Annotated in this window: 14 protein-coding genes; 8 read left to right on the top strand and 6 right to left on the bottom strand. The window is 44.4% G+C overall.

Annotation, left to right across the window (positions count from 1 at the left end; translation table 11 throughout):
* Positions 1-26: 26 nt before the first annotated feature.
* Entirely contained in the window at positions 27-506 is a 480-nt protein-coding gene (locus A136_RS17245) for a DUF1456 family protein (protein WP_010437231.1), read from the bottom strand.
* Positions 507-727: 221 nt separating this feature from the next.
* Complete coding sequence (gene metG / locus A136_RS17250) at positions 728-2,788, bottom strand: methionine--tRNA ligase (protein WP_017062160.1); 2,061 nt, start codon at positions 2,786-2,788, stop codon at positions 728-730.
* 157 nt (positions 2,789-2,945) lie between these two features.
* Between metG and apbC the strand changes: the two genes are divergently transcribed.
* The 3 genes from apbC to A136_RS17265 all read left to right on the top strand — a co-directional run bounded on the left by apbC (position 2,946) and on the right by A136_RS17265 (position 7,185).
* Positions 2,946-4,022 (top strand): iron-sulfur cluster carrier protein ApbC, encoded by a 1,077-nt coding sequence (gene apbC, locus A136_RS17255; protein ID WP_017063474.1) that lies wholly within the window; start codon positions 2,946-2,948, stop codon positions 4,020-4,022.
* A gap of 276 nt (positions 4,023-4,298) precedes the next feature.
* On the top strand, positions 4,299-4,940 hold the full coding sequence (gene udk, locus A136_RS17260; RefSeq protein WP_004734002.1) for a uridine kinase: 642 nt from the start codon (positions 4,299-4,301) through the stop codon (positions 4,938-4,940).
* Between the two features lie 106 nt (positions 4,941-5,046).
* Positions 5,047-7,185: an AsmA family protein gene (locus A136_RS17265; RefSeq protein WP_017063475.1), complete on the top strand. Its 2,139-nt coding sequence runs from the start codon at positions 5,047-5,049 to the stop codon at positions 7,183-7,185.
* 223 nt (positions 7,186-7,408) lie between these two features.
* Here the strand turns inward: A136_RS17265 and cobO are convergent, their stop codons facing one another.
* Positions 7,409-8,014 carry a cob(I)yrinic acid a,c-diamide adenosyltransferase gene (gene cobO, locus A136_RS17270; RefSeq protein WP_017062158.1) on the bottom strand — a complete coding sequence of 202 codons (606 nt, stop codon included), beginning with the start codon at positions 8,012-8,014 and terminating at the stop codon, positions 7,409-7,411.
* Between the two features lie 84 nt (positions 8,015-8,098).
* Between cobO and A136_RS17275 the strand changes: the two genes are divergently transcribed.
* Entirely contained in the window at positions 8,099-8,548 is a 450-nt protein-coding gene (locus A136_RS17275; protein ID WP_029235137.1) for a low molecular weight protein-tyrosine-phosphatase, read from the top strand.
* A 114-nt stretch (positions 8,549-8,662) separates the two neighbouring features.
* On the opposite strand, the gene A136_RS17280 is transcribed toward A136_RS17275, so the two are convergent.
* Both A136_RS17280 and rne read right to left on the bottom strand, forming a co-directional pair.
* A complete protein-coding gene (locus A136_RS17280) occupies positions 8,663-10,210 on the bottom strand; it encodes a SulP family inorganic anion transporter (RefSeq protein ID WP_017063477.1) in 1,548 nt (515 codons plus the stop codon).
* A gap of 258 nt (positions 10,211-10,468) precedes the next feature.
* On the bottom strand, positions 10,469-13,636 hold the full coding sequence (rne, locus tag A136_RS17285; protein WP_017063478.1) for a ribonuclease E: 3,168 nt from the start codon (positions 13,634-13,636) through the stop codon (positions 10,469-10,471).
* Between the two features lie 618 nt (positions 13,637-14,254).
* On the opposite strand from rne, the gene rluC reads away from it, so the two are divergent.
* Positions 14,255-15,199: a 23S rRNA pseudouridine(955/2504/2580) synthase RluC gene (gene rluC, locus A136_RS17290; RefSeq protein ID WP_017054981.1), complete on the top strand. Its 945-nt coding sequence runs from the start codon at positions 14,255-14,257 to the stop codon at positions 15,197-15,199.
* 266 nt (positions 15,200-15,465) lie between these two features.
* Here rluC and A136_RS17295 read toward each other — a convergent pair whose 3' ends face one another.
* The gene (locus A136_RS17295) at positions 15,466-16,047 is read right to left on the bottom strand and encodes a Maf family protein (protein ID WP_017062154.1); all 582 of its coding nucleotides are present in this window, start codon (positions 16,045-16,047) and stop codon (positions 15,466-15,468) included.
* Between the two features lie 149 nt (positions 16,048-16,196).
* On the opposite strand from A136_RS17295, the gene yceD reads away from it, so the two are divergent.
* From yceD to plsX, 3 genes are read left to right on the top strand one after another with little or no spacing between them, the layout of a single operon-like run.
* Complete coding sequence (yceD, locus tag A136_RS17300) at positions 16,197-16,724, top strand: 23S rRNA accumulation protein YceD (protein ID WP_017062153.1); 528 nt, start codon at positions 16,197-16,199, stop codon at positions 16,722-16,724.
* 35 nt (positions 16,725-16,759) lie between these two features.
* Entirely contained in the window at positions 16,760-16,930 is a 171-nt protein-coding gene (gene rpmF, locus A136_RS17305) for a 50S ribosomal protein L32 (RefSeq protein WP_004737376.1), read from the top strand.
* Between the two features lie 9 nt (positions 16,931-16,939).
* Entirely contained in the window at positions 16,940-17,965 is a 1,026-nt protein-coding gene (gene plsX, locus A136_RS17310; protein WP_017062152.1) for a phosphate acyltransferase PlsX, read from the top strand.

Below are 17,965 nucleotides of genomic sequence, written 5' to 3' on the forward strand. Positions count from 1 at the left end.
CTTAAAATTTATCTAGGAGTAGTAACTTAACCCGCAAACTCTTCTGAGTCTGGACGGTTGGTAAATTGCACACCGTTTAGAAAATCGCAAAGTAGTTGGTCTTCACACACTTTGTAGTTTTTGTTTTCTGGCTTGCGGAAGTAAGCGCCGATTTCGTACTTGCTCAAGCTAATGCCAACCACTTCTAGTACGTCCAAAACATCTTCTGCTTTCATGTTTAATGCGATACGAAGCTTCATGAAGATCATGTTGTTCGTCAGTGCAACTTCAGGTTTAGGTTGCTCGCCTTCTTTTTTGCCACGCTTAAGGTTGATGAAACCATTTAGGAATACCGCCAACTCTTTATCTTTCATCTTAGAGCATGACTTGTCGTTGTCATCTTTTAGCCAGTTAATCACTTGGTCATGAGCAACAGTCACATCAGCTTGTTCGATAGCTTTGATGATTTGTGCATTTTTAAGGTTTAGTGCGTGTTGAATACGACGCAAGATTTCGTTGTTAGTCACTGGGGATTCCTAAAAAGGGTTTTAGAGTAAAGAGGTGTTGGTTTAGCCTATTTTTGTCGACGAACCAATTTCTACTCTACATAGCATAGTTGACGGCGACTCTAACAGAGAACGCTAATTTTCGGTAGATATAAAAAATCCCCAATGCTGATTAACTCTTTCAAGTCAAAAATGCATTAGGGATTTAGTGATGGGTGCTTGTTATCTGACTGGAGTCAGAATTACATTACACGCATACCAGGTTGAGCACCTTCGTGTGGCTCAAGGATCCATAGGTCGCTGCCGCCAGGGCCCGCTGCTAGGATCATGCCTTCAGACATACCAAACTTCATCTTACGAGGTTTTAGGTTTGCTACCATTACAGTTAGCTTGCCTTCTAGCTCTTCAGGTTTGTATGCTGATTTGATACCAGAGAATACTTGGCGAGTCTCACCACCGATGTCTAGTTGGAACTTCAGTAGTTTGTTCGCTTTTGGTACTTCTTCACAAGAGATGATACGAGCGATACGCATGTCTACTGCTGCAAAGGCATCGAACTCAATCTCGTCTGCGATTGGCTCTTTGTCTAGCTCAGTTTGGCTTGCTTGCTCTTTTTCAGCTTCTGCTTTTTCTTTCGCTGCTGCTTCAGCGGCTGCATCTTCTTTAGAAGACTCAACCATTGCTTCCACTTTCTTAGGGTCAATGCGGTTGAATAGCGCTTTGAACTTAGTGATCTCGTGATCAGTTAGCGGAGTAGCAATCGCTTCCCACGTTAGCTCTTCGTTTAGGAAAGCTTCAGTGCGAGCTGCAAGCTCTGGCATCACTGGTTTCAGGTAAGCCATCAGTACGCGGAATAGGTTAATACCTACAGAAGAAACTTGTTGAAGCTCAGCTTCTTTGCCTTCTTCTTTTGCAAGAACCCAAGGTGCTTTTTCGTCGATGTACTGGTTAGCTTTATCCGCTAGTGCAGTGATTTCACGGATAGCACGGCTGAATTCACGAGTTTCGTATAGCTCACCGATACGCTCAGCAGCAGCAACGAATTCGTTGTATAGCTCAGGCTCTGCAAATTCAGCAGCTAGCTTGCCTTCAAAACGCTTAGTAATGAAGCCAGCGTTACGAGAAGCTAGGTTAACAATCTTGTTTACTACGTCAGCGTTTACACGTTGAGTGAAGTCTTCAAGGTTAAGATCTAAGTCATCGATGCGGCTGTTTAGTTTCGCAGCGTAGTAGTAACGTAGACACTCAGGGTCTAGGTGGTTTAGGTACGTGCTTGCTTTGATGAATGTGCCTTTCGACTTAGACATCTTCGCACCGTTCACTGTTACGTAGCCGTGTACGAATACGTTGTTTGGCTTACGGAAACCTGCGCCGTCTAGCATTGCTGGCCAGAATAGGCTGTGGAAGTAAACAATGTCTTTACCGATGAAGTGGTAAAGCTCAGTTGTGCTGTCTTTCTTCCAGTATTCATCGAAGTTTAGATCGTCACGTTTGTCACATAGGTTCTTGAAAGAAGCCATGTAGCCAACAGGTGCGTCTAGCCATACGTAGAAGAACTTGTCTTTTTCGCCTGGGATTTCAAAGCCGAAGTAAGGTGCATCACGTGAGATATCCCACTGTTGCAGACCAGACTCAAACCATTCCTGCATTTTGTTTGCAGTTTCATTCTGTAGAGAGCCAGAACGAGTCCACTCTTTAAGCATGCTTTCGAACTGAGGTAGGTCGAAGAAGAAGTGCTCAGAGTCTTTCATTACTGGAGTTGCGCCAGAAACCGCTGATTTAGGGTTAATTAGCTCAGTTGGGCTGTATGTCTCACCACAGTTATCACAGTTATCACCATACTGGTCTTCTGACTTACACTTAGGGCAAGTACCTTTTACGAAGCGGTCTGGTAGGAACATCTCTTTCTCAGGATCGAAAAGCTGAGAAATAGTGCGGCTAGAAATGAAGCCGTTCTTTTTAAGTTCTAAGTAGATGTGAGAAGCCAGTTCACGGTTCTCTTCGCTGTGTGTGCTGTGGTAGTTATCAAAGCTGATATCAAAGCCAGCGAAGTCTTTTTGGTGCTCTTCACTAACAGCAGCGATCATCTCTTCTGGCGTGATACCCATCTGTTGAGCTTTAAGCATAATTGGCGTGCCGTGAGCATCGTCAGCACAGATGAAGTTTACAGTGTTGCCACGTAGACGCTGGTATCGAACCCAGATATCAGCTTGGATATGCTCAAGCATATGGCCAAGGTGAATAGAGCCGTTAGCGTACGGAAGCGCACAAGTTACCAAAAGTTGTCTTGGATCAGTTGCCATACTTAATAATTCGCTTTTTTGATAGGTATAAATTTGAGAGGTAATACTACTTTATAACGTGTGATACGCCAAGGTATCAGACTAAGGATTCCCCTAGTTTTTTAGGGGTTCAGTCTTCATCTCGTGGGTGATAGCATAAATAAAAAAAGGAGTCCCAATGCGTAACTTTACTTCTAAGCAAGATTTCTGTTCATGGTTGAATGAGTTCGAGTCACCAATCCTCATCCCAGAGTGGGCGCTACACCAAAATATTGTATCGGTTGATCCGCGTGGATCATTTGTTATCACCTTACCTTTTGCCGCTAATCAGCTTGCGGTTGAATTGGAACAGTGGATTCACTCTCAGATTGAACAACAGCTTGTTAGCGCTTTTCAGTTTGAAGTGAAGGTGAAGCCGTCTGCGTTAGAAACCACGGTTGCGACACCATTGAAGGGGGTGAAGAACATCATCGCCGTGACATCTGCAAAGGGTGGGGTGGGTAAATCGACCACTTCAGTCAACCTTGCTTTGGCTTTATCTAAGTCTGGTTCAAAAGTGGGTTTGTTGGATGCGGATATCTATGGTCCTTCTGTACCTATGATGCTTGGCCAATTAGATGCGAAACCAGAAGTCCAGAATAACAAGTGGATGATGCCAATCGAAGCGCACGGTATTTTCACTCACTCTATCGGTTATCTTGTGTCGAAAGATGACGCTGCGATTTGGCGCGGTCCAATGGCGGCCAAGGCTTTAGGTCAGCTTGTTAACGAAACCGTATGGCCAGAGTTGGATTATCTAGTTATTGATATGCCACCGGGCACGGGCGATATTCAGCTGACGTTATCGCAACAGATCCCAGTGACCGGGGCTGTAGTGGTGACCACTCCTCAAGATTTGGCGCTAGCGGATGCACGTAAAGGCGTAGCGATGTTTGATAAGGTGAGTGTGCCAGTCGCAGGCTTAGTTGAAAACATGAGCTATCATATTTGTAGTCACTGTGGTGAGAAAGAGCATATCTTTGGTGTTGGTGGTGCCGAAGCTATGTCAGAAGAGTTTTACCTCGATATTTTGGCACAGATCCCTCTTCATATTGATGTGCGAGAAGATATCGATGCAGGTTGCCCGACGGTGATTCGTCGTCCAGATAGTGAACATACACGTCACTACTTAGAGCTTGCAGAGAATGTGGCTGCGAAGATGTTCTGGACCGGCAAGGCGAGACCAGAAGCGATTAACTTCTCTATGGTTGAATAACGAATCTATGGTTGAATAGCGCAAGTTAATCACAAAGTCGTTTAAATATAGTTTGGATTAGATAAACAGCGGTGGATTTAAGTCAATATCCATTGGGCTTGTGCAAATAGTTGTAGGCAAGTTATTTGAAAGCAAACGATTGCATTCATTAAATGCATTGATATCATCAATTTGACTGCAATTAGCTAAAATGGCGACTAGAATCTATGTGCTTTAGCCCCTATAATCAGGCGGTTTATCTCTTCCCACCACCAAACCATATCGGGTGCAAAATTAATGTCTGATAATAATCAATGTGTCATCGTAGGTATCGCTGGCGCTTCAGCTTCAGGAAAAAGTCTGATTGCTAGTACAATTTATAATGAATTGCGCGAAAAAGTAGGCGACCATCAAATTGGTGTTATCACGGAAGATTGCTATTACAGCGACCAAAGCCACTTGAGTATGGAAGAGCGTGTTAAAACTAACTACGATCACCCAAATGCACTAGATCATGATCTTTTATGTGAACATCTACAGCAGCTAATGAGTGGCAACGCCGTAGAAGTTCCTGAATACAGCTACACAGAGCACACACGTACTTCTGAAACGACTACACTTACTCCAAAGAAAGTGATCATTTTAGAGGGTATTCTGCTTCTAACAGACCCGCGTCTTCGTAAACTAATGCACGCAAGTGTGTTTATGGATACACCATTAGACATCTGTCTATTACGCCGTGTTAAGCGTGATGTAGAAGAGCGTGGTCGTACAATGGACACTGTACTTAAGCAATACCAAGAAACAGTACGTCCAATGTTCATGCAGTTTATCGAGCCTTCAAAACAACATGCAGACATCATCGTTCCTCGTGGTGGTAAAAATCGTATTGCGATTGATGTGCTAAAAGCGCACATTGCGAAGTTGTTGAAGTCTTAATCGAATAAAATTTTGCCTAAGTGACTCACTTAGCTTTATTTTTTACCGAATCAGTGGCACTTTTATAGTGCCACTTTCTTTTGGAATCTAAGCAAGGAATATGCGGATGAAGAAACTACTCATTTTCATAGCTGTACCAGTGTTTGTTGTCGTTGCAGCAATTCTGGCACTAGTGCTGTTAGTGAATCCCAACCAATTTAAGCCATTAATTGTCGAACAAGCCCAAAAACACACAGGCCTAGAGCTAGTGATCGAGGGTGATATCAGCTGGCAATTCTTCCCATCCATTGGCTTTGAACTTGGTCAAACTGAATTACGCAACCCTGAAGGTTTTACGCAACCTAACCTATTTAAGGTTGATACCGTTGGCGTTGACGTTTCGGTTACTCCGCTATTTAGCAACCAACTAGAGATCGGCAACATTACTCTAGATGGTGCAGAATTCTATTTAGAAACGCTTAAAGATGGACGCAAGAACATTGATACACTAACGCAAGCGTCAGCGCCTCAAGAATCTGAGCCTGCAGCAGGCACAAGTTCTGAATCAGCGCTTGCCCCTCAAGAGCAAACTACCACAGACGCATCGGGTTGGACGATCAACCTTGCAGGCGTAACTGTATCAAACGCATTGTTTGAAATGGACGACAAGCAAGCGGGTTCATTCACTAAGCTATACGATGTGTCTTTGAATCTTTCTGAGTTTGCCGTTGATACATGGACAACCGCGACATTTGCGGCTTCTGGTGAGAACAATCAACAGAAGTTCTCTGCACAAGGCAGTGCAGAATTCAAATTAGCTGAAGGCTTTGCAAGTTACGCACTTCGTAATATCGACTTAAACGCTAAGTTCAATGATCCAGCGACGTCGATTGAGTCAGCAAAAATTGGCTTGAATACGTTTGAGTTCGATAAGGTAAACCAACTGACTTACGCTGTAATCGGTAATGCAGCTGGCCTTGACCTTGATCTTAAAGGTGGCGGTGAACTTACTGTTGATAGCGCGATTTCAAAAGTAACGCTGAACAAGTTAACGTTAGACTCAACATTCAAAGGCGACACGCTTCCTCAGTCTCCAATGAAAGTCGACATGCTGTCTGACTTAAGCTTCGATCTTAACAAGAGCCACCTGAGCTTTGTGTTAGAGAAGCTACAAGCTAACGCTATTGCATTAGACGGTAAAGCAGACGTAATCCTATCTGAAATACCAAAGGTTCGTTTCTCTCTTCATAGCCTGAATATTGATTTAGATGAATTCTTAGGCTTAGGCAATACAACAGAAACAGCGAGCACAGCGCCTTCTGGTTCTGCTGGTGGTTCAACGTCAAGTTCTGGTAGTTCAGATCCAGCTAAAGAAGTGGAACCTGATCTGTCGGCTCTGAAAACGTTAGACGTGAAAGGTGACATCACGATTGATAAGTTCAAGGCGAACAACGCGAAGATGCAGAATGTTAAAACCGCATTTTCGGTTAACCGTGGTATCGCAGAGCTAACCTCATTCACCTCGAATCTTTACCAAGGTTCTATTTCTGCTACTGCAAAGTTAGACGCTCGTAAAACACCGGCGACTTACACGGCTAAGAAGAAAATCAAAGGCGTGAAAGTACAGCCGTTACTGGTTGATGTTGCAGATAACGATATGCTGGAAGGTACCGGTAATATTGATGTCAACGTGAAAGGTAAGAGTCTGACTCCGACGGGTATCAAGAAGAACCTAGTCGGTACTATCGTGATTAACTTTGAAGATGGTGCAGTTAACGGCATCAACGTAGCTCAACTGATTCGAGAAAACTACGCTAAGATCAAGGGCGAGAAAGTTGAAAGCACAAATGAAGCTCAAAAAACGGACTTCAGTGCAATGAAAGCGACGCTGAAAGTGGATAAAGGTTGGGTTTCAACTAACGACTTATCAGCACAGTCGCCACTGTTACGTGTGACAGGTCAAGGTAAAGCAAACTTCATCAATGAAACGGTCGACTTCCTTGTGCGTACATCAATTGTGGGTTCACTTGAAGGTCAGGGCGGTAAGAGCATCGACGACCTGAAAGATGTGACTATCCCAATTAAGGTAACAGGTCAGTGGGCAGCCCCGAAATTTGCACTTGTTTTTGATGATGTATTGAAACAGAAAGCACAGAAAGAAATTGATCGTGGTTTAGAAAAGTTAGACGAAAAGTACGGTGACAAGATCAAAGATGAGAAAACAAGAGACGCAGTAAACGGTCTACTAAAAGGTTTGTTTAACTAGTCTTCATCTCATTTAAAAATGAACAAAGCGCCACTCCTGTTGTAGGAATGGCGCTTTTTATTTTTGGCTCGATAATACTCAAGAGAGATTCCCTATGACACTCGTCCCTCGCTCTAGGGAATGACGATAGGCCGTCGTCCTTTGTTCAAGAGCGTAACGGCCTAGTGGTCGTCATCCTCGAGAGGGAAGAATGACCGAGTCGGGGATCTCTGGTTGAAGGTGATTACCAGTCAACGCCTTGTAGCGCTTTAACACCAGATTCAAAAGCGTGTTTCACATTGCGAACTTCAGATACTGTATCTGCTATCTCAGTAAGAGTACGGTGCGCGCCACGACCTGTAATGATGACAGACTGCATCTTCGGGCGGTTATTCAACGCCTCAACCACTTCATCGAGTTCGATGTAACCGTAGCTAACCATGTAAGTCAGTTCATCAAACAGAATCACATCGATCGACTCATCAGCCAGCATGCGTTGGCACTCTTTCCATACACGCTGCGCAGCTTCAATATCTTGCGCTTTGTTCTGAGTTTCCCAAGTAAAGCCTGTGCCCATGACTTGGAACTCGACATCAAGCTTTTGCAGAACGTTTTTTTCGCCGTTATCCCAGGTACCTTTAACAAACTGAGCAACGGCGCATTTCTTACCATGACCAACTGCACGTGTAATCGTACCAAAACCGGATGTTGATTTACCTTTACCGTTACCCGTGATGACCAGCAATAGGCCTTTTACTTCTTGTGCTGCAGCGACACGTGCATCGACTTGTTCTTTTACTTTCTGTTGTCTTGCTTTGTGGCGTTGTTCTTTGTTGTCTTCAGTCGACATAACAAATCCTTTTAAGTTGTGATTGCGTCTATCATAGCCTAACTTAACGATAGCAAAAACCATCGGAAGAACAGGTGATTAGGGATGAAAAAGATACTCGTAGTTTGTATGGGGAATATTTGCCGCTCGCCAACAGGTGAAGCGGTGCTAAGGAAGAAAGCGCAACAGCTGGATATTGATGTTGTGGTCGACTCTGCGGGGACGATTGGTTTTCATCAAGGCAACCCGCCAGACTCGCGATCCAAATCTGCAGGAGAGAAGCGAGGCTACAGCTTTAAGGGGATTACTTCTCGTAAAGTGGTTGATAATGACTTCGAAGAATTTGACCTGATACTCGCGGCAGATAGAGCCAATTTAGACGACTTAATGAGCCAGTGTCCAGCTCACTTCCAATACAAGCTTGCGTTATTTTTAAGCTTTGGAGAGTCACAATATCAAGAGATCCCCGATCCGTATTATGGTGAGGGAAATGGTTTTGAATTGGTGTTGGATTTAATCGAAGAGTCTAGCGAAGCGATACTGCGTTCGATGTAGTGTAGGAACAATGTACGTCGTTTTGTTATCAGCGTAAGGGCTGACCGATAGGTATAAAAAAGGCCGACATTGAATGTCGGCCTCTCTAAATCTAACTTAAAGCTACAGCTAAGATTACTTAGACATTACTTTGTAGATTGGGTCTTCTGCAACGTTCGCTTCAACTAAGCTACCTGCTTTGTGCAGCATAGCAACACAGTCTTGGCTTAGGTGGCGAAGGTGAAGTGTTTTACCTAGCGCCGCGTAACGGTCAGCAATCGTGTCGATCGCTTCAATTGCAGAGTGGTCAGTCACGCGTGAGTTTGCGAAATCAACGATTACATCTTGTGGATCGTTGTATGCGTCAAACAACTCTAGGAAGTTAGCCGTTGAACCAAAGAAGATTGGGCCGTTAACTTTGTACTCTTTTGAGCCTTCAGCGTTTACTGATGTATCTGCGTAGATGTGTTTAGCATGTTGCCAAGCAAACATTAGCGCAGAAGCGACAACACCAACACCTACTGCCACAGCAAGATCAGTCAGTACTGTTACTACGGTAACAAGAACGATAACGAAGAAGTCTTGTTTAGGAACGCGACGCGCAAGCTTGAAGGTTGCCCATTCAAATGTGCCGATAACAACCATGAACATTACGCCCACAAGTGCTGCTAGAGGAATCATTTCAATCAGTGCAGAACCGAACAGGATGAACATCAGTAGTGCAACTGCGGCGACGATACCTGAAAGACGACCACGACCACCTGAGTTTACGTTGATCATCGATTGACCGATCATCGCACAACCACCCATCGCACCGAATACAGAACACGTTACGTTAGCCATACCTTGACCAACACATTCACGGTTAGATTGACCACGAGTGTTTGTCATTTCGTCTAGTACTGTCAGTGTCAGCAGAGATTCAATCAGGCCGATAGCCGCAAGGATAATTGCGTACGGTAGGATGATCTGTAGTGTCTCAAAAGAAAACGGAACAGCAGGAATAGAGAACGTTGGTAGAGAACCCGCTAGCGTTGCAGCTTCGTCACCAGACATTGTACGTAGGAAGTCGACAACAGTGCGAGTTTCAAGGTCAAGACCGACAACCAAAGCCGTTACTGTAACAATAGCAACCAGTGAAGATGGTACCGCTGTTGTTAGCTTAGGTAGGAAGTGGATGATAGCCATTGTAAGGGCTACTAAACCCAGCATGAGTGTCATTTGACCGCTTGGTAGCCAAGTTAATGCACCTGTTACGTCTGGCGCTTTAAATTGACCAAGTTGAGCTAGGAAGATAACAATGGCCAAACCGTTCACGAAACCAATCATTACTGGGTGTGGAACGATACGGATAAATTTACCTAGTTTAAATACACCTGCTGCAATTTGCAGAAGGCCAGCCAGCATAACGGCTGCGAATAGGTATTGAACACCATGGGTTGCCACTAGGCTCACCATTACAACGGCCATTGCGCCGGTTGCGCCAGAAATCATACCTGGACGGCCGCCAAAGACAGAAGTGATTAAACCTACGATGAATGCTGCATAAAGACCAACCATTGGGTCAACGCCAGCAACAAAGGCGAATGCTACAGCTTCAGGTACCAGAGCCAGGGCTACTGTAAGACCTGAAAGCACGTCATTCTTTACAGAGTGCTTTGAAAATTGTGGGAATTCGAACATGTTTGCTCAGCTATGCTTAAGATGGATTTACCGACACGGGTGTATTGCGTAGCCAAACAGTGATGGAAAAGAGCGGCAATAGCGAAGTGTCGAAAAGATAAGTGCGCGAATGCTACCCAAAAATGTGATTAAGTTCAAGGTTGAACCTAACTTTGAGTAATATATCTGTTAATTTTTATTCGATTAGTAGATATGAAAAAGGCTGCTTTAATAAGCAGCCTTTGATTCTATTTACTCGCGATTACCTATCAGTAATCACTAGTAGTTTGGCTTAGTCATCGCCGCGCCAGCTTTGTTCGACGCTGCCTGACTGCCTGCACCTTTCGATACAAAACGTTCAGTGCGGAACGGAGCTGCAATCACTTCAATCTCTTTGATCTCTTGAGGACCAGGAGCTTTAGTCATTGGTGAACCGGCTTGCTTCTTAGCAACAGCTGCCTTTGGTGCCGCTTTAGGAGCTTCTGCTTTAACAACAGGTGCTTCTTCAACTTTTGCACTTTCAGCTTTAGGCGCTTCAGCTTCAACAACTGGTGTTGCTTCTGCTTGCACAGCTTCTGCTACAACAGGCGCTTCAACTTTCGTCGCTTCTGCAATCACTGGAGCTTCAACTTTCGCGGTTTCAACAACCACTGGTGCTTCTTCAACGACTGCAGGAGCTTCAACTACAGCAGGAGTCTCAGCTACTTGAGCTTCAACAGCAGCATCTTCACGACGGATGATAACTTTACCCATTGCAAGCTCTGGACATGCGAAGCCGCCAGTCATTGCTACGTTGCTTTGTGGTGCCGTCTCTAGAGCAACATTCTGCTCTTGAACAGATGTTTGAGCTTCAGCTGCTACTTGAACTTCAGCCACTTCAGGCTTTGCCTGCTTGTGGTGAGGTTTTGGAATGAAGCGAGGCATCACTTTACCCATAGCCATCTCTGGAGAAGCTACACCACCTTTACGTAGGCGGAATGGGTTAGGGCGACGATCACGACCGCGACGACGACGTTGACCACTTGCACGTAGGTGACGTGGAGAACGACGGTTACGACGTTGTTTCGGCTCTTCCTGTTCAGTTTGCTCTGCATTCGCTTGAGTTGCTTCTACTTGTTCCGCAACTTTTTGCTCTTGAGCTACTGACTGTTCTTTTGAAACAGATAGTTCTTTAGCAGCAACCTGCTCTTTTGAAGCGTTATCTTCAACTTGAGCTTGTTGGTCTTTAACACGAACTTGCTTGTTCAGTTTACGACGCTGACGACGCTCTTTAATCTTAGCTGCTTTCGCTTCAGGTTTAGCCTTAGGCGCTTCCGGTTTACCAGCTTGTGCTTCTGCTGCTAGCTGTAGACCTTCTTCTGCTAATTTAGATGGTGCTTGCTCTTCGCGTTGCTTCTGCTCATCACGTGGCTTGTTGCGACGGTCTTGCTTAGGCTTGCGAGGCTGACGAGTTTGCTGTGGAGCTGCTTCTTTTTGCTCTTCAGGCTTCTCATCACGAGCTGGCTTACGGCGGCGTTTGTTGTCACGGTTTTCGTTACGATTGTCACCACGTTCACCACGGTCGTTACGCTGTTCGCCACGCTCACCACGTTGGTTACGACGACGGTTATCGTTACGATCACGGCGTTGACGGTTGCCGTTGTTACGATTGTTTTTAGGTTTTTCTTCTTCTTTCTTCTCTTCTTCTTTTTTCTCTTCTTGAGTTGAAGAGCCAAATAAGAAGCTACCGATAGCTTTGAAGAAACGACCAATTAGGCCTGGTTCTTGAGTCGCTGCTGGTTCAGCTTTCTTCTCTTCTACAGCTTTAGGTGCTGGAGCAGGAGTTGGTGCTGATTGAGCAGGAGCTGCGAAGCCTTTCAGAGCAGGTTCTTCGATCTTCTTAGGACGAATAGTCTGTTCAGCAGGCTCTTTGCTTTCCGCTTCTTTTAGAGCTTCTAGCTTGTTAGGCAGCAAGTAAGATAGTAGATCGAACTCTTCACCTTCACGAACACGGATAACCTCAAAATGCGGCGTTTCCATGTCTGAGTTAGGAACAACAGTGATCTTAACTTCTTGGTTCTTCTCGATGTGGTTTACTGAGCGACGTTTTTCGTTCAGAAGGTAAGAAGCGATTGGAACAGGCACAACAGCAAGTACTTGTGCTGTGTTGTCTTTTAGAGCTTCTTCTTCAATCAAACGTAGAACAGAAAGTGCTAGAGATTCGTTATCACGAACAACACCAGTACCTGTACAACGAGGACAAATGTGGTGGCTTGCTTCTGCTAGTGATGGGCTCAAACGTTGACGAGACATCTCTAGAAGACCAAAGCGAGAAATACGACCAATCTGAACACGTGCGCGATCTAAACGAACGGCATCACGTAGACGGCTTTCTACTTCGCGTTGGTGGCGAACCGGGGTCATATCGATAAAGTCGATTACAACAAGACCACCTAGGTCACGTAGACGTAATTGACGTGCAATTTCATCGGCAGCTTCTAGGTTAGTGTTAAGTGCTGTTTCTTCAATATCGCCGCCCTTTGTTGCACGAGCAGAGTTGATATCGATAGAAGTCAGTGCTTCTGTTGGGTCGATTACGATAGAACCACCAGATGGAAGACGAACTTCACGTTGGAAAGCAGATTCGATCTGGCTTTCAATCTGGTAATGGCTGAATAGTGGCACTTCACCATCGTATTTCTTAACGCGATTCATGAAATCTGGGCGTATTAATTGAATGTGCGCTTGTGCACGTTCAAAAATAGTATTGCTGTCGATTAGAATCTCGCCAATATCACGACGTAGGTAGTCACGAATTGCGCGAACAATAACGTTACTCTCTTGGTGAATTAGGAAAGGAGCTGCATTTGAATCAGAAGCTTGCTTGATAGCGCCCCAATGGTTCAATAGAACATTCAGGTCCCACTCTAGCTCTTCTGCGCTTTTGCCAACACCCGCTGTACGCACGATTAAGCCCATACCTTGAGGAAGCTCAAGAGTGCTTAATGCTGCTTTCAGTTGAGTGCGTTCATCACCTTCGATACGACGAGAAATACCGCCAGCACGAGGGTTATTAGGCATAAGAACTAAGTAACTACCAGCCAAAGAGATGAAAGTTGTCAGTGCAGCACCTTTGCTACCACGTTCTTCTTTCTCTACTTGTACGATTACTTCTTGACCTTCTTTTAGCACTTCTTTAATGCTAGGACGGCCTTGGTATGTATAACCTTCAGGGAAGTATTCGCGGGCAATTTCTTTAAGAGGGAGGAAACCGTGACGTTCTGCGCCGTAATCAACGAATGCCGCTTCTAGGCTTGGTTCAATACGGGTAATACGTCCTTTGTAGATATTCGCTTTCTTTGACTCGTGACCTGGACTTTCGATATCTAGATCGAACAGTCGTTGGCCATCAACCAAAGCGACACGCAACTCTTCTTTTTGAGTTGCGTTAATTAACATTCTTTTCATTTAGAAATTCTCATTGTCTTTTCTTATTTTCATCATTGTTCTTATCGCTTTATTTCGTTTCTCATGGTGCCAGATCCCATGGCTTTATCGGTGCAGCCTCCCGGCTGGAGAGGGATGCTCTGGGGCACGTCAGTCATCATAGGGATTTAGCCTATGATCCGCGATGTGGCGGTGAATACTCAACATGAGTGTACGTGAGTAGAGCGATAAGGAACTCAGTTGACCGTGTCTTACGCCGATTGCAGCACTGTCTAATCTGAGTTATCTACTCATTTACTTGCTTATGAATGGTTAGCTGTTTAAATAATAGTCAAACCATTGATAGCAGCTGTGAACTATAGCAGCGGTCGGTAAACACAGCAATCTGCTTTGTCGGAATGCTGTAAAAAAAACAGTTTTTGTTTGGGTTTTGATAGCTCTAACTCACTGTCTATAAATAATTTATCAATTGATATTTTAATTTGCAGGAATCTTGATGCTTTTTTGTTCGAAGAATCAAAGAAATATAGAACTTCAATGACCATTTTGGGATAGATCGGTAAGGATTAGGGATAAATAAGTTCGGAATAGGGCTAAGAAAATCTCAATTATCAAAAGTGACAGTGATACAATAGCGCAATGAGCGAAATTAGAACCCAAGTCCAATTCGTCGACATTGACGAAGATATGGCTGGTCAGCGTATTGATAACTTCTTACGCAACCAATTAAAAAACATCCCGAAAAGCATGATTTACCGAATCGTGCGTAAAGGCGAAGTCCGCGTAAATAAAAAACGCATCAAGGCTGAGTACAAACTAAAAGCTGGCGATTTAGTTCGTATCCCTCCGGTTACTATTGAAGAGAAAACAGAAGAGAACGTGCCGAGCACGAAACTCAACAAGGTTTCAGAATTAGAACAGTGCATCATTTATGAAGATGATCACATGCTAATTCTTAACAAACCGTCTGGCACTGCTGTTCATGGTGGTAGCGGATTAAAATTTGGCGCGATTGAAGCATTACGTGCTCTTCGCCCTGATGCTCGTTTTCTTGAATTAGTGCACCGTATCGATAGAGATACGTCTGGCATTTTGCTTGTTGCTAAGAAGCGCTCGGCGCTAAGACACCTTCAAGCACAGTTCCGTGAAAAAACGGTTCAAAAATACTACTTCGCTTTAGTTATGGGCGAATGGAAGAACAGCTGCAAAGTCGTCAACGCACCTTTGTTGAAAAATGAAGTGAACAGCATTGTTCGAGTTAACCCGAATGGTAAAGCTTCTGAAACCCGTTTTAAGGTTTTAGAAAAATTCCAAGAGGCGACGTTGATTCAAGCAAGCCCAATTACAGGCCGAACACACCAAATTCGTGTGCACGCTCAGTATACTGGTCACCCAATTGCTTGGGATGATCGCTACGGTGATCGTCGTTTTGATGCTTACACGGGTAAGGTTGGTCTTGATCGTCTGTTCCTACATGCAGCAAACATCAAGTTCACACACCCAGGTAGTGAAGAGAAGATGGATATCTCGGCGCCAATGGAAAGAAGGCTAGAGAAAGCCCTAACTGGTTTACGTAAGCTTTAAGAAGATACGAGATACGAAGGTATAGAGTGCCTCTAAATTTGTTCTTCAGTATCCATAAATGAGAAAGGTTGACGAATATCGTCAACCTTTTTTGTTTTCATCTGTTGTAGAAGATCCCCAAGTCGCTCGTTCCTCGCCCTTGAGGATGACGACTTTTTAAAATCACGCTCTATATCATTAGTTGGTTAGATAAAATTGCGTGTTCCGCCATTCCCTAGACTGACGAAGGAAGGAGTAGGGAATCTCTAACAAAGAGAGCGTATCCGTTATAGTACACCCATTCCTTGCGCTTCTAACATATCGACTAGATCGATCAGCGGTAAGCCGATCAAAGTATTTGGATCTTTACCTTCCATCTGTTTAAACAACGCGATGCCTAACCCTTCACACATAAAACTGCCCGCGCAGTAATAAGGTTGTTCTTTCTCGACATAACTCATGATCTGTTGTTTAGTTAAATCGCGGAAATGCACAACAAAGGTGTCGAGACGCGTGTCAGCTTCATTGGTCTCGTTGTTCCAAACCGAAAGCCCAGTATAAAAAGTAATGCTCTTGCCGCTTTGACGAGATAACTGCTCGATCGCTTTTTCTCGAGTGTGAGGCTTACCTATGATCTCTCCATCAATCACACAAACCTGATCAGAACCGATGACTAAGCTAGGTTGCTCCACAACACAAGACTTAGCTTTGGTCTCAGCAAGGCGCATCACCAACTGTTGTGGTGTCTCTTCTGGAAGCGGCGTTTCATCGCAGTCTGGCTTGGCTGTAATGAAGCTTAACTGTAGTTTTTTGAGGATCTCTTGCCTAAATGGTGATGTAGAGGCTAAAACTAGTTGGTAATTTCTCATTTTAATTTACAATTCAAGGAAGCATTTATCTCAGGATAACGTAACTTGTCCTGCTATTCATAATGCTCTGAATAGGAAAGGCAGGAAAGTACATTTTTTTTGCCATTTCCTTTGACTAAACACGATTTGGAAGATAAGATTCGCGCCCTATGCAAAAGGAAAAAATACCGCGTACAGTTGATCCGGCAAGAACGGCTCAAAAACGACTCGATATGGATGGTATCATTCAGGTCAGTCTTTTGAAGCGTTTAACTGAAGCAACTGAAGGCGTAAAACGTGACGCGCAAGTCTCAATGTCATTTGGGCTTGATGAACAACGATTAGTCGTTATCTCTGGTAAAGCTAACGTCGAAGTCGATTTAGAGTGTCAACGTTGTAATGAGGTTTTCGCACATGAGTGCGATGTCCAATTTACTTATACTCCTGTTTACAGTGAGAAAAGTGAAGAGGAAGCACCGGAAGAGTACGATTTGGTAGATCTGAACGAGTACGGTGAGTTAGACCTGATTCAATTAGTTGAAGACGAGTTCATCCTTGGATTGCCACAAATAGCAATGCACGACGATGCGAAATGTAGCGTTAACTCAAATAACTTGGTGTTTGGTGAACTTCCTGAAGAAATTGAGGAAGACAAAAAGCCGAATCCATTTGATGTTTTAAAAAGCTTAAAGAAGTAATTGCTTCTTTAAGAATTTACATAGGAGTAGGGTCAATGGCCGTACAAAAGAGCAAGAAATCACGTTCAATGCGTGGCATGCGTCGTTCACACGATGCGCTAACTACAGCTGCACTTTCTGTGGACGCAACTTCAGGTGAAACTCACCTACGTCACAACGTGACTGCCGAAGGTTTCTACCGCGGCAAAAAGGTTATCAACAAGTAAGGTTGACCTTTGCAAAATCTAACCGTTGCGCTTGATGCAATGGGCGGGGACTTCGGTCCTCGTGTAACAGTGCCTGCCGCCGTGCAGGCACTGTCGTATTTCCCAGAGCTAAAAGTCATTCTAATAGGTGATCGAAACGCGATCACATCTCAATTATCTTCATTAGGTCGAATGCCTGATTCTCGTTTGAGTATCCAGCATTGTGATCGAGTCATTTCCAATTCTGAAAAACCTTCACTAGCCTTACGTAATAGTCAGGGTAGCTCTATGCGTGCCGCTATCGATCTGGTTGCCGAATCACAGGCTGATGCTTGTGTGAGTGGTGGTAACACTGGCGCACTGATGGCTTTATCCCGTTTCAGACTCAAGCTTCTTCCCGGTATTGATAGGCCTGCATTGGTTTCAGCTTTGCCTACTGCATCCGGAAATCGCACATGGATGCTTGATTTAGGGGCGAACGTTTCTAGTGACGCAGATTCACTCTTTCAGTTTGCTGTCATGGGCAGTGCATTAGCAGAACAACATTTAGGTCGCGCACCACGTGTCGCTATCTTGAATATCGGTGCAGAAGAAATTAAAGGCAATGACCTTGTAAAACGATGCGCTGAAATGTTGTCTAATACCCAGTCTGTGAACTTCATAGGCTATATTGAAGGTAATCAATTACTTCAAGATGCTGCTGATGTCGTCGTATGTGATGGTTTTGTGGGCAATGTCTGCTTAAAAACGTGCGAAGGTACGGCTCAGCTCTTTATTGATAAGCTAAAAACGCGCATGATGGCTTCAACAATAAAGGGTTGGATAGCCAGAATGCTGTTTTCTGAGCTATTTACTGAATTAAAAACCTTGAACCCCGACCAGTATAACGGCGCAAGTTTGTTAGGATTGCGCGGCATTGTCATTAAAAGTCATGGAAGTGCTGATGTGTCTGCAGTCGTCAACGCGATTGGTGAAGCAGTACACGAGGTCAAACGACAAGTCCCCAGCCGCATTAGCGATCGTTTGGAAGCGGTTTTACTCGAGAGGCATTATTAG

Source organism: Vibrio crassostreae 9ZC13, assembly GCF_000272045.2.
GTDB lineage: Bacteria > Pseudomonadota > Gammaproteobacteria > Enterobacterales > Vibrionaceae > Vibrio > Vibrio crassostreae_C.

Bases quoted from the DNA above. Each gene is read 5' to 3' on its own strand.
- metG (WP_017062160.1), bottom strand. From the start codon at position 2,788: ATGGCAACTGATCCAAGACAACTTTTGGTAACTTGTGCGCTTCCGTAC.
- apbC (WP_017063474.1), top strand. From the start codon at position 2,946: ATGCGTAACTTTACTTCTAAGCAAGATTTCTGTTCATGGTTGAATGAG.
- udk (WP_004734002.1), top strand. From the start codon at position 4,299: ATGTCTGATAATAATCAATGTGTCATCGTAGGTATCGCTGGCGCTTCA.
- A136_RS17265 (WP_017063475.1), top strand. From the start codon at position 5,047: ATGAAGAAACTACTCATTTTCATAGCTGTACCAGTGTTTGTTGTCGTT.
- cobO (WP_017062158.1), bottom strand. From the start codon at position 8,014: ATGTCGACTGAAGACAACAAAGAACAACGCCACAAAGCAAGACAACAG.
- A136_RS17275 (WP_029235137.1), top strand. From the start codon at position 8,099: ATGAAAAAGATACTCGTAGTTTGTATGGGGAATATTTGCCGCTCGCCA.
- A136_RS17280 (WP_017063477.1), bottom strand. From the start codon at position 10,210: ATGTTCGAATTCCCACAATTTTCAAAGCACTCTGTAAAGAATGACGTG.
- rne (WP_017063478.1), bottom strand. From the start codon at position 13,636: ATGAAAAGAATGTTAATTAACGCAACTCAAAAAGAAGAGTTGCGTGTC.
- rluC (WP_017054981.1), top strand. From the start codon at position 14,255: ATGAGCGAAATTAGAACCCAAGTCCAATTCGTCGACATTGACGAAGAT.
- A136_RS17295 (WP_017062154.1), bottom strand. From the start codon at position 16,047: ATGAGAAATTACCAACTAGTTTTAGCCTCTACATCACCATTTAGGCAA.
- yceD (WP_017062153.1), top strand. From the start codon at position 16,197: ATGCAAAAGGAAAAAATACCGCGTACAGTTGATCCGGCAAGAACGGCT.
- rpmF (WP_004737376.1), top strand. From the start codon at position 16,760: ATGGCCGTACAAAAGAGCAAGAAATCACGTTCAATGCGTGGCATGCGT.